This window comes from Cohnella thailandensis (genome assembly GCF_014212135.1).
GTDB lineage: Bacteria > Bacillota > Bacilli > Paenibacillales > Paenibacillaceae > Cohnella > Cohnella thailandensis.
In genome coordinates, this window is the sequence record NZ_JACJVQ010000003.1 from 188371 (window position 1) to 200876 (window position 12506).

Consider the following 12506-nt stretch of genomic DNA (forward strand, 5'->3'; position numbering starts at 1 on the left):
GATTATTTCGGTTCGACCTCGGCGATCGTCAATCGATACTCGAGGTCGTTCATGTAGGTTCCGTCATCGTTATGGAAAATAAGCCCGAGGGTTAGCGGCTCTTCGCCGGCATGAACGACAACGACGAGACGGTTGATTCCGCCCAGCAGGACGATCCCGCCAGCCGGGTCCGGAATAAGACTGCCGTTCAGATACAGTTCGTAAGGGTAGTTGCCCGCGACGCGAAGCTTGCCGGTTCGGCCGGGCTCGGGGGCATGCACGAAGCAGCTGAACAGCCATGGCCTCCCGTTCGGGGCCGGAATGCGGAACAGGCCGTCATCCGGGTGCCGCTCCCGCTTCAGCATCCATCCGTACAAGCCTTCGCCTAAATTATTTAGCGAAAATTCCGGATCGATGTAATAAGCCCGCATCTCTTCCAGAGGGACATGCGGCGGACAAGGAAGCGCCATGATCGCCTCGACGGCGGATTCGGCATCCCCTTTGACGCCTTCCAGCACGCCATCCGCGAAGGAGGCGCCCAGATTGCCGAGCAGCCTGGTGTAGAGACGTACGCTCTTCTCGTCGTCGGGGTTCGGCAGCAGTTGCGAGCAGATCGCCGCTCCTTGCCCGATCGCCGCTCGGAGGAGGAAGGCGCCCGGCTCCCTCGCTTGCCTTCGATTCAGCTCCACCAACGCCAAGCGGCTGTATTCCGCCGTAAAGCCCCCGATGAAGTAATCCTCCCATGCCGTCCCTTCCACGCTCACGCATAACGCCTCGGCGTTCTCGACCTCCAAGCGATGGCGGACCAGAATTCGGTTGGTCGTATCCCGAGGGGACAGGAATACCTTATCGTAGCCGAAGAGATCGACGGGACTTATGCCAAGCATCTCCTCGAACGCATAGACGGCTTCCAGATGATAGGATTCGTGCGGTACCGCTTTGACCGGCCGATCCAGCAGCCGGCCTAATGAGGCTTCGCGACGGCTGTCGGCCGGAAGCACGACCACATAGCCCCCGGCTTCCGCGAATCGCCTTGCCGTCTCGGCCACTCCCGGCTCCTCGAGCAAGGATGCTTCGGCGATAAGCAGTTCGCGTCCGGCAAGCGCTTCGTCGGTCAGGCGGCTTATTGCGTCGTATGCCAGAGTCAATCGAGCGAGGAATCGTTCCGATTCGCCGCCTGGCTCGGCATAGACAGCCGTTTTTGCCGTCGGTGCCGAAGCCGAAGTTGATGATGACGTGTTCGTGGCCGCGCTGCCGACGTAGGCGAGCATGTTGCGCAGCAGCAGCATCGCCTGCGGTACTCGATCCGCGTTGCTCATGACGTCGAGCTGGTTCGCGAGGAACATCCCCGGCCCGCTCCGGTATTCCAACAGCGGAGTCCATAGATCGCCGCCGTCTCCGAAGTCTCCGGTGCCGCACTCGAGCAGCATCGTATAATCGCCGGTTACCGGCTTGAAGAACGCGGCGCCGATGATCGGATCGGGACCTTCTTCGCCGGAATCTTCGTGCCAGAACATCAGATCGTCGTCGCCGAGCCCCTCCAGAACCGGATGAGCATAGCTTCCCGCGTGGGCTCTCATAAAGCCGCGGCGAGAGAGCGCCAGCTTGCCGAGCGAGAGCTGCCTCTGCTCCAGCAGAAGCAGACGGCCGCCCGACGCCACGAAGCGCTGCAGTCTGCACTCGAGGCTCCCGTCCGGGTCGGATCTGCCGCTTCCTACGATCAGCACGGATCCCCCTCCCAAATTGGCGATATCCGACTCTCCGATTCGCTCGCAGGCCGGGACCAACGCTCGAACGATCTCATAATCCGAGTCTCCGCCTGCGTAAGCGACCGGGCCTGCCAGCCGCACGGGCTCGGACTTGAGGCTCGCCGAATAGATCGAATAATCGACATTCAGCTCGTGAACCGTCTCCCCGTCATGCTTCAGGACGGCCGCGAGCGCGGCTTCGGCGCGGCGGCTCCCCGCCTTGTCCGGCGTCCAAATCAGCTCCAGGGTTCGGCGCTCCGCCGGCTCCTGGCGGAAGCGGAACGTCTCCTTGAAGACGACGCGCCCCTCCTGCACGATCCGGGCTTCGACGGCGACATCCCTCGCCCGAAGCGTGTCGTTGTAGACGTCGAAGCGTCGGCGAATCGGCTCGTCGTCGTAGAAGGAGCGATTGTACTCGGACGGGATGATCGTCGCCGCCTTGAACGCCGCCGCCATGACGGCGAAAGCCGGGTTCGGCCTGCAGGCCGGATACTCCTCCGGCAGCAGCCCATTATTTAGAGTCAGCGAGTAAGCCGGAATGCGATCGAAAGAAACGCCGGCCGTCGCCGGTTCTCCCTTCGAGAGCACAACGTCCTCATCCGGCATCGCCCGCATGAAATAATGCGCGAAGTTGAACGTGCTGATGCCGGACACGCCCCGGCGTCTGGCGTATTCCACGAACAGCCGCTCCTTCTCGGCCAAGCCGAGCGTGCTCTCGTCGGTTCCCCGATAGGCCGAGAGCCCCGAGTAAGGGCTGGCGTTCTGCGGGCAGATATACCACCAGCCGCCGTGCTCGCCGAAGACGAGCGGAACGGCTCGGTCCCACTGCTCGATCGTGCCGTCGATGTTGTAGTGGCGGCTCTCCACCTCGGTCAGCTCCTTCGGGAGCAGCCGGTTGTCGCCTTCCGCGATAATCGGACGAGTCGGATCGATCTCCTTCATCATCGCCATCCATCCGGGCATGAACCGTTTAAACCCGTCGCGGCCGTCGACCCAGCGCATCTCGTTCTGCAGGCTCCACAGGATGACGGACGGGCGGTTCTTGTCCCGGCGAAGGAGCCGCCGGATATGGGCTTCGCAATTCGCGAGATAGTCGGGATGGTCCGCCTGCATTTTCTTCGCCGAGCCGTAGATCGCCGTCTCGTCGACGATGAGCATGCCTTCCTCGTCCGCGATGTCCAAGTAAAGCGAAGGATACGGCTCCGCATGAAGCCGGATGCTGTTAATGCCGACCTCCTTGCACATCCGATACCAATTGCGTACGTAAGCTTCCGTCATCTGGATGGCGCCCTGGAAGTGCCAGGAGTCCCCTCTCAGGTTGATCGGCACGCCGTTCAACACGAATTGCGGCCCTTCGGTCCAGATTTCCCGGAAGCCGAACGTCTCCGTGAGAACGTCGACCTTCCTGCCGTTCAGCCTCAGCTCCAGCTCCGCCTCGTAGAGGAACGGAGAGTCCGGGCTCCAGAGCTTCGCCTCCTGCCAATCCAGCCGGAACGCGGCCCGGTACGTCCGGATGCCTCCCGCCGTCTCGTTCTCGCATAGACTGGGCGCCGACCCGCTCGGCAGAACCTCCGCCTCCGATCGCAGAACGGGCTCGCCGGCCGGCCCGCTCCCCCGCTCCCTCACTCGCAGCGTCGCCGTCAGCAGATGGCGCTCGGGATCGTAGCCGCCAGCCTTATCCGTCGATTCTACAGCCGCATCCACCTCGAGAGTCCCCTGACGGTAAGAGGTTCGAACGACGACATCCGCCAACGCGACGTTCGGATAGCTCTCCAGCCACGCATCCTGCCAGATTCCCCGGCACACGTAGCTGAACCACGAGCCGGTCAGCCCGGTCGACTTCTGCTGACCCGAGGCGATCGTAACGGTGTCGAAGCTGCCGCAAACGACATGGAGCTCATGCTCGCCGCCGGGCGTTACGCGGTCCGTGACGTCGAGCCGGAGCGGCAGGTAGCCGTCCTCCCAGACGGCGAACCTCTCCCGATCGAGATAGATGGCCGCCTTCTCCATAATGCCGTCCAATCTCAGCACGATGCGCTGCCCGGCCATTTCTTCCGGAACGCGGAAGCTGCGATGCAGCACGCCAGCATCCGCCGCCTGCCATTCCTTCGGGTAGCCGTTCAGGTCCATCGGCGCATAGCCATGCTTCGGAATCTCTCCCCAGAGCTTCCCTTGTCCGTTCACGAAGGAGCTTCGCCAGCTCGAAGGAACCCGAACCTTCCGCTCCTCGTACACGAGCCGGTCCGGGAGATCGCGCCGCAGAGGCTCGCCGTAGAGCGGCATGAAATCCCACTCTCCGTTCAAACAAATAGCGTGCCGCGCCGTCATCCGCCTAACCTCCCTTGCTCACTAGCTTCAAGAACAAGCGGCAGCTTCCGCCAAACCTCTTCCCCCGGGGGCGCGTCCGTCCACATGACGAAGTGAGGGTCCATCACCGCCTGCCAGTTATCCGGACGCAGGTTCGTCTTCAGCTTCCCTTCGTAAGGCGCCTTCTCGAGCGTGGCCGGCAGCTCCGAATAGAAGAACAGCACATTCTCATGAAGGCCGATGATGCCGTACTTGTCGCCGTCTCCCGGGCGTTCCTCTTGGTATTGGTAATGGTAGTACACGTAGCTGGCGATCTCCTCCGGCTTCAAGACGGCGATTCGGCCGTACGGCTTGCGGTCCGGATGCTTGCGGGCCCAATGCTCGGCCGACACCGGCCGCTGGTAGTGGAAAATGTCCGTCATCGGCGCCCAATGCCGCGCTTGCCCAGCTCCCGCGCCCGGCCAAACGGCCAGCAGCTCCCCCGCCTCGGCGAACAGGAGATCCGGATCGACCTTCTCCTCTCCCGAGCATTCGTAATAGAGAAACCACTCGTCTCCATAGGTGAACACGCTGGTATTCTCCGCGGGACAACGTTCCCGCCTTCCTTCAACCGCCCGCTTCATCGCCCGCAAGCAGGCTTCCGGCTCCACTCCCGGCCGGCATTGCGCTCTATACATATAACGCTTCATGACTACCTCCGTCGGTTCGATGATTCCATGCTCAAAGCGACCCTCCCCGCGAGGGGGAGGATCGCCCGTTATTAGGCAGCTCAAGATAGCCTAAACGTTCGCTTCTTCCGATACGTTGACTTCATTCGGCACGGCCGATTCTTCCTCCGCTCCGATCTCTTCCGACGCAGCCGCTTCTTCCTCAACGGACGCCTCTTCCGGTACGGCTGCCTCTTCCTGAACCGCCGGTTCCTCCGGAACGGCCGGCTCCGCTTGCAAGCCAGCCTCCGACGGCACGAGCGAGAACTTCACGTCGTCGAACATCAGGTAGCTGAACCCGCTGGCATAGAAGCCGACCTTGCCCGACGGCCGATGATTCGGGTCCGCCGCATCCAGCTTCAGGACGTCATCGACGTACACCTTGTACGTCGTGCCCTGAACCACGACTTTGACGTCGTAGACGGTATTCGCCTGCAAATCGAGCTGCGGCGAGTCGACCGTCTTCAGAATCGTCCAGCTCGGATTATAAAGAATCCACGAGGACGTTCCGTCCGCCTTGGCCTTGTAGCCGATGCGGGTCGAGCCGACGGAGTCCTGCTTATCGAAGATATACAAGGTTCCGCCGTTCTCCGGCAGCGTCTCCGGCGTCTTCAGTTTGAATTCGAGCTGATAATCCGTGAACGTCTTATCCAGGATTCCGGTCGCGCCGTTCACGATCTTGTACCAGCGGTTGCCGTACACGTCGGCGACGACGCTTCGGTTCGGATCGACCGGCCAGCCGTTGCCTCCGGACTCGAAGTTCGTGTAGTGCATCACGTTCGACACGGTCACGCGAATCTGCGCGGAGATATTCGGATATACCGCCGACGCGACCGTGATGACCGCCTCGCCCGCGCTTACCGCGCTTACGGTTCCGCCCGCATCGACCGTCGCTGCCGCCGGATTGCTCGATTCCCAGAGCAGGGCCGTGTCCGGAGTGTCCGCGGGGTCTAGCGTGACCGCCAGCGTTTTCTGCTCGCCCGCCGTCAGCAGCACGTTCGTCTCGGCCGGGAGAATGCCCGCCAGCTGATTCGTCGGCTCCTTGAACTGGATGTCGTCGAGCAGCATGCTAGGCATATCGCTGATGTAGAAGCCGACCTTGCCCGAAGCGTTAAAAGTCGAATTGGTCGCCTTCAATCGAGGCTGGTCGTTCAGGTAGACGCTGATCTCGCCGCCTCTCACGATGGCCTTCAGGTTGTATTCCGTATTCGGCTGAAGATCGCGCCCCGGCATCTTGACCTCCTTGACGACCGCCCAAGCGGCGTTGTACAGCAGCCAAGAGGACGTGCCGTCCGGGCGGTTCCGATAGCCGATCCGGCCGGGCTGGTTCGTGCTCTGCCGATCGAAAATATACAGCGTCGCGTTATCCCCCATCGTCGCCGGAGTCTTGATCTTGAACGTCAGCTCGTAGTCGGAGAAGTTCTTCTCCTTAACCGAGGAGGCTCCGTTCAGCAGCTTATACCAGTGGTTGCCGTCCTCGGTGACGATGCTGCGGTTCGCGTCCTGCGGCCAGCCGTTCGATCCGGACTCGAAGTCCGTCCGATCCATGACCCCGTCGCCCTTAGCGACATGAACGACGACCGTAGCCGTTGCCGACGGGTTCTCCTGCGAGGTTACCGTCACGGCCGTATCTCCGACCGCCACGCCGGTGACGATGCCCTTCGTATCCACGGTCGCGATTGAAGGATCCGCCGAGACGAAGCTCAGCGCTTGGTTGGTCGCGTTCCACGGAAGGATTGCCGTCTGCAGCTTTACCGTTTGCCAACGGTCCACCGTGATCTCGCCGTTATACGCGACAACATCCTGAACCGGGAAGGCATCGGGTCCGTTCGTCGGGCCGACCTTGCCTTCGGTTCCCATCTCGCCGAACGGAATGTTCGGGAAGCCCGGAATGGCCGTGAATACCGGCGCATTCGGCGCCAGCGAGAGGTCGCCGTTCACCAGATCGACGAAGCCCGGATCGGTCGCGGTCACCCAGTTGTTCGCGTACTGCACCAGATTGAACTTGTCGTACGCGCCGTTGGCGTTGGTCGTAGAACTGCGGGTTACCGTCGGGTTGTAAATCACGTTGCCTTGGAACGTATTCGTGTCCGGGTAATAGCGATTCTCCGTGAAGAAGTTCGCCAGCTCCGGGTATTTCGCCAGATAAGGCGTGCCGACCCAATCGTTGTTCGCCGCGAACAGCGCCTGCCATTTCGGCATGTAGTTCTTCGCGATCTGGCCTTCGGGGCTGTCGCCCAGATAGAGATCCGCGTAGTCGTACGGCACCTTGGCATCGACGAAAATATTGTTCTTCGAGAGAATGTGAGCCCCGCCGTTGTTGCGGATAGCCGAGTTGCCCATTTTGTAGAAAATGTTCTCCTCGATCTTAAGTCCCATCGTGAAGTTGTCCGGGTAAATCCCTTCCACGCCGGGCTTGCCTTCCCCGATGTTGTGGAAGTAGTTGCGATAGATGACGGTGCCTCGGCTCTGCGGCTTCTCCCCTTCGTTCATGTAGATCGCCCCGAGATCCGAGAACATCTTGCAGACGTCGTAGATCTCGTTGTATTCCACCACATGGTCGTTGCCGAAAATCAGGACGCCCGGATGAGGCGCGTCATGCAGCTCGTTGTGCGACATTCGGTTCCCGACCCCGGACAGATGGACGCCGGGATTGTACGCCTTGTGGTAGTAGGCGAAGTCGTGAATGTGCGAGTTCTCGACGAAGTTGTTGCCGGGCTCGAGCGTCGTCCGGTTGCCCCCGGTCAGCGTGACGGCCGTTCCGCCGATGTGATGAATGTGGGTGTTCCGCACGCCGTTGTAGTTGCCGACGCCGGGAACGATCTCGCTGTAATAGAACCGGCTCTGGGTGTTGATCAGCACGCCGCTGTTCGTGAAGTTGCGGATCTCGCTGTTCACGATCTCGGTGTGGCTTCCCCCCGCGATGACCGCCGCCGAATCTCTGCCGTTCTCCAGGATCAGCTCCTCGAAGCTGATGTAAGAAGCGTTAAGCGCGTTGATCATCGGCGTCTTCAGCATCGTGACGGTGATCTCCGGATCGGCGTTCGTCAGGAACTCCGCGTTCGGCAGGTAATACATCTTGCCGACATCCCGATCGATATAATACTCGCCCGGCATGTCGATCTCTTCGAGCAAATTCGAGGCGAAGTGGAAGTCCGGGTACCAGTTCTTCATAATGCCGCTCATCTCGCCGTACTGAAGGGTAATGCTTTTGTTCGCGGTGTCGATGGAAGCGACCTTGTTATACGACCATTCCCAGCTATAGCCGAAAATGCCGTCCAGCCAAATATCGTCCGCTTGAGTCCAGTATTGAGGGCGGTCGTACGTGTAAGTGAAGGTGCCGCCACGCTCATGCACGTCCGGGTCGCGCCTCGTCGGACCGGGATCGAGAATCTGGTCCATCTGCACGGTTCCCTCGTTCGGCCAGCGAGCCAGCGTCATGCCTTGACCTTCCACATAGAGCTCCATGGGAGGCACTTGACTGAGATCGTTCGCCAGGTAATAGCCGTGGCGGCTGATCACGCCGTAATCGGTAAGGCCGTTAGCGGCGAGGTCGTAGACGAGAACCTTCTCGCGCGCGGCCGGATCGATGATGCGGTCCAGAACGGAGGCGTCCGTCACCGGAACGAAGCCGCTCTTCTCGAGATTATGGCCGCCCGTCAAACGCACGGTCTCTCCGGGATAAGCCTTGTACGCGATCGGTTTGCCCGGCTCGCCCGAATCCTGCTCGCGCAGCTCGAAGCTGGACGTCCGCTCGTACACGCCTTCCCTTAAGTAGACGGTGATGCCGCCCTTCGGAAGGCCGCCCTTGCCGCGTGTCTTCAGCTCGCGGATGACGTCGCGCGCCTTCTCCAGCGTCTTGAACGGCTTGTTCTTCGTCCCCTGGTTGGAATCGCTTCCATTCGGAGACACATAAAGAGCTTTGCCAGTTAATTTGCCTTGAGGATCGTTGTCTGCGTAAGCGGTGGAGAACACTTGCGGAATCGAAAGCAACAGGCTTGCAAGAAGCAGTGAGATCAAGCTTTTTCTGATCATCATTTCCCTTCCTCTCATCTTGAGAATAGAGCGCGAAGGCCCGCCGGCTCGCCTGGAGCGGCGGACCTTCGCGCGCGATTGCAGCCTTGCGAATTCGTCCAATGGCCGATTTACTTAAGTCCCGCTTGCTTCAGGTACTCGTCGAACTGCTTTTGAACCTCGGCGACGTATTTGTCTTCTCCGGCTTCCTTCAGCTTCTTGTAGAAGCCCGGCCACGTCTCGTCGAAATCGAGCGTTCCGGTCGTGAGCCCCTTCTTGTACTCGCCCCATACCGCGTTCAGGTTGGCGATCTCGGTGACGACGGGCTCGGAGTTGAACTTGAAGCCGCCGACCGGGTTGAGCTCGGCCGTCTCGTTGATCTTCTTCGTCTGCTCCCAGACGTCCTTCGGCTGGCCTTCCTTCAGGTAAGAGTTGAACACGTTGCCGAACACCCAGTCCACGTTCGGACGGTACTTCGAGTCCGCTGCCGGCGTGATATAGCCGTCGGCGGTCTTCGTGTAATGCTCGCCTTCGATGCCGTTGCTGATCAAGTTGTAGAGCTCCGGATCGCTGTTGATCAGGTTGAGCAGCATCATCGCGCGTTCCGGGTTCTTGGACGTGCGGCTGATCGATTGGTTCGTCGTCGCCGAGTAGCCGTTCGTGAACCAATCGCTTATCGGAACGACGATGACGTCGTTTCCTCCGTTCTTCGCCTTCACTTCCGCTTCGACGCCCGGCTTCAGGACGTTGTTGAAATCGACCGCGATTTGTCCCTTCGCCTGGTAATCGTTCATCTTGGCCGTCGCGGCATCCTTATAGATGTAACCTGCCTTGTACCACTTGCTCATCAGCCGGTAAGTATCGAGCTCCTCTTCCGGATAACGAAGCAATTGGTAAGTCGGATCGTCGCTCTTGATATAGAAGTGGTCGTCCAGGCCGGGAACGCCCCAGAACGTATCGTCGTGGGTGATCGGAACATAGAAGCCGTTAAACGGAATGATATCCGGCTCGCCCTGCTTGATCTTGTCGAGGAACGGCTCGATGTCTTCCAGCTTCTTGATGGAAGCCGTGTCGAGCTGATACTTGTCGGCGAATCTCTTCTGGATGATGAAGCCGTAGCGGGAACCGTTGATCTGCTGGTTCGCGATGCCGTAGATCTTGCCGTCTACCGTGAGGCCGTCCCACATGTACTGCGGCATGTCGGACTTGAGCGAAGGAGCGTATTGCTCGAGCAGGTCGTCGAGCGGCTGCAGGGCGCCCTTGCGGACGAGCTCCTCCGGCTTGACCAGGTAGCCGGTCCACATGATGTCGAAGTTTTCGCCGGCCGCCATGACGGTATTCATTTTCTGCACGTAGTCTCCGAAGGCGACCGGTTTCAGCTTGACCGTGGCGTTGATTTTCTCTTTGACGATCTTATTGAAAGCGTCTTCTACTTTCTGTTGATCCGGCTGCATCTGGTTCAGCGGATAGTACCAGGTCAGCTCGACCGGCTTCAGCTCCTCCGAGCCCGAAGCCGATGCCGATGCCGACGCCGTCTGGGATGGCGCTTCGTTCGATGCGCCGGCGTTCTCGCCGTTGTTGTTCCCGCCTGACGAGCATCCGGCGGCGAGCGAAGCTGCGGTGACCAGGGTCAGCGCGGACAAGCCAAACTTTCTCTTCAACATTCGTGCGACCTCCTAAATTTTCTCTTGTTTAATATGTTAACCCTTGAGGGAGCCAACCGTAAGGCCTTTGACGAAGAACCGCTGGAAGAACGGGAAGATGACGAGCATCGGTCCCCCGGCGAGAACGGCGATCGCCATCCGCGCGGAATTGTTCGGAAAATCGGACAAATCGATGCCCAGCTGCTGAGCGAACTCCGAGTTCGTCGTGATGAACTCGATGCTGTTCAGCGTTCGGACAAGCAGCAGCTGCAGCGGTACCTTGTTCGGATCGTCGATGTACAGCATCGCGTTGAACCATTCGTTCCAGTAGGCGAACGCGATGAGCAGGCCGAGCGTCGCCAGCGCAGGCGTCGCCAGAGGCAGGATGATCCGGAAGAAAATCCGGTATTCCTTCGCCCCGTCCATCTTGGCCGATTCGATAACCTCGAGCGGAATCTTCGACAGGAACCCCTTCATGACCATGATATTGAACGGCGACAGCAGGATCGGCAGGATAAGCGCCAGCAGGCTGTCCTTCAGATGCAGGTACTGCGTCACCAAGATGTAGGAAGGAACGAGCCCTCCGCTGAACAGCATGGTGAAGAAAACGTAGAACGTGGTGATCCGGTTGTAGCGATAATCCGGCCGGGAGACGACATAGGCGGTCATCGCGGTAATCAGCAGGCTGACCAGGGTACCGACGACGGTGACCAGCATGGTCACTCCGTAGGCCCGGAAAATGATGTCCGGCGAATCGAGCATATAGCGATAGGCGCTCAGGCTGAAGTCGCTCGGGATGAATTGGTATCCGTGCTCCGTCAGGGATTTCTCGTCCGTGAGGGACACGGCGATGACGAGAAGGAAGGGCAGGACCACCGCGATCGAGAGGATCGTGAAGAACAGGTGCAAGAACCCTTTGGATATCGAAAATTTAGCTTCCATGCTCGCAGCCTCCTTACCACATCGAGTGTTCCGGGTTTATTTTCTTCACGATGCCGTTAGCCGCGAGCACCAGGACGAACCCGACGACGGATTGATAGAAGCCGACCGCCGCGGACATGCTGACGTTCCCGACCTCGCGAAGCGCCCGATACACGTAGGTGTCGATGATGTCCGTCGAGGAGTATAGGAAGCCGGAGTTGTTCGGAATGAAGTAGTGCAGCCCGAAGTCGCCCCGGAACATGCTGCCGATCGACAGGATGCTCATGATGATGATGAGAGGCGTCAGCAGCGGAACCGTGATCTTGAGCGCCATCTGGCGCTTCGTCGCCCCGTCGATCCGGGCCGCCTCGTAATAATCCCCGCTGATGCCCATGATCCCGGCGAAGTAGATCAGCGTCGTGAACCCGATCGCCTTCCACAGGTGCACGATGATCAGAATGAAGGGCCATGGGGCCGAATCCTGGTACCAGCTGACCGGGTCGAACCCGAGCGCGATCAGCGTGCGGTTGATGAAGCCGTCTGAATGGTTCAGGAACGCGTACGCGATATAACCGACGAGCACCCACGAGAGAAAGTGGGGCAGGAACAAGGCGGTCTGATAGAAGCGAGTGTACTTGGCTTTCAGCTCGTTCAGCAGAACCGCCAGGAATAAAGCGGCGACCGTCGTGATCACCATGTAGCCGAGATTGTACAGAACGGTGTTGCGGGTGATTCTCCATGCCGTATCCGTCGTGAACAGGAATCGGAAGTTATCGAGGCCGACCCACTTGCTCCCGAACATCCCGAGGTCGTACCGGTAGTTCTTGAAAGCGATAATGAGGCCCACCATCGGAAAATAGGCGAAGATCAGCTTGTACAGAATCCCGGGGACCGACAGCAGCAGCAGCTCCCGGTTGGACTTTAAATGTTTAAGCTCTCTTCTAAAGAACGACTTGCGTTTGGGCTTGGTCCGATCCAGCGGAGAATCCGCATTGGAATCCATACGTGCGCTGGTGCCGCCGTTATCGTTCAGGGCGACCGAGGCTTTGTTCGACATCGCGAATGCTCCTTCCTTACCGCCATACTTGCCGCCGCGTTCGCCGCTCCGTCTCGGTTCGGCTTGCCCGGCTTGCAGGTTTAACGATAGCTCAGGGGGCGGCAATATCGGTACTGTACAAACGCAGGAT

At 59.8% G+C, this 12506-nt stretch carries 6 protein-coding genes; all 6 read right to left on the minus strand.

Annotation, left to right across the window (positions count from 1 at the left end):
• Nucleotides 1-2: 2 nt before the first annotated feature.
• A complete protein-coding gene (locus H7B67_RS03215; RefSeq protein WP_185118355.1) occupies nt 3-4055 on the minus strand; it encodes a glycoside hydrolase family 2 protein in 4053 nt (1350 codons plus the stop codon).
• Complete coding sequence (locus H7B67_RS03220) at nt 4052-4723, minus strand: cysteine-rich repeat secretory family protein (protein WP_185118356.1); 672 nt, start codon at nt 4721-4723, stop codon at nt 4052-4054. The genes H7B67_RS03215 and H7B67_RS03220 overlap by 4 nt, the downstream gene beginning before the upstream one ends.
• A gap of 90 nt (nt 4724-4813) precedes the next feature.
• Nucleotides 4814-8779 (minus strand): Ig-like domain-containing protein, encoded by a 3966-nt coding sequence (locus tag H7B67_RS03225; RefSeq protein WP_245363700.1) that lies wholly within the window; start codon nt 8777-8779, stop codon nt 4814-4816.
• A gap of 107 nt (nt 8780-8886) precedes the next feature.
• On the minus strand, nt 8887-10419 hold the full coding sequence (locus tag H7B67_RS03230) for an ABC transporter substrate-binding protein (protein WP_185118357.1): 1533 nt from the start codon (nt 10417-10419) through the stop codon (nt 8887-8889).
• Between the two features lie 36 nt (nt 10420-10455).
• Nucleotides 10456-11340 (minus strand): carbohydrate ABC transporter permease, encoded by an 885-nt coding sequence (locus tag H7B67_RS03235; RefSeq protein WP_185118358.1) that lies wholly within the window; start codon nt 11338-11340, stop codon nt 10456-10458.
• A 13-nt stretch (nt 11341-11353) separates the two neighbouring features.
• On the minus strand, nt 11354-12322 hold the full coding sequence (locus tag H7B67_RS03240) for an ABC transporter permease (RefSeq protein WP_185118520.1): 969 nt from the start codon (nt 12320-12322) through the stop codon (nt 11354-11356).
• Nucleotides 12323-12506: the final 184 nt, after the last annotated feature.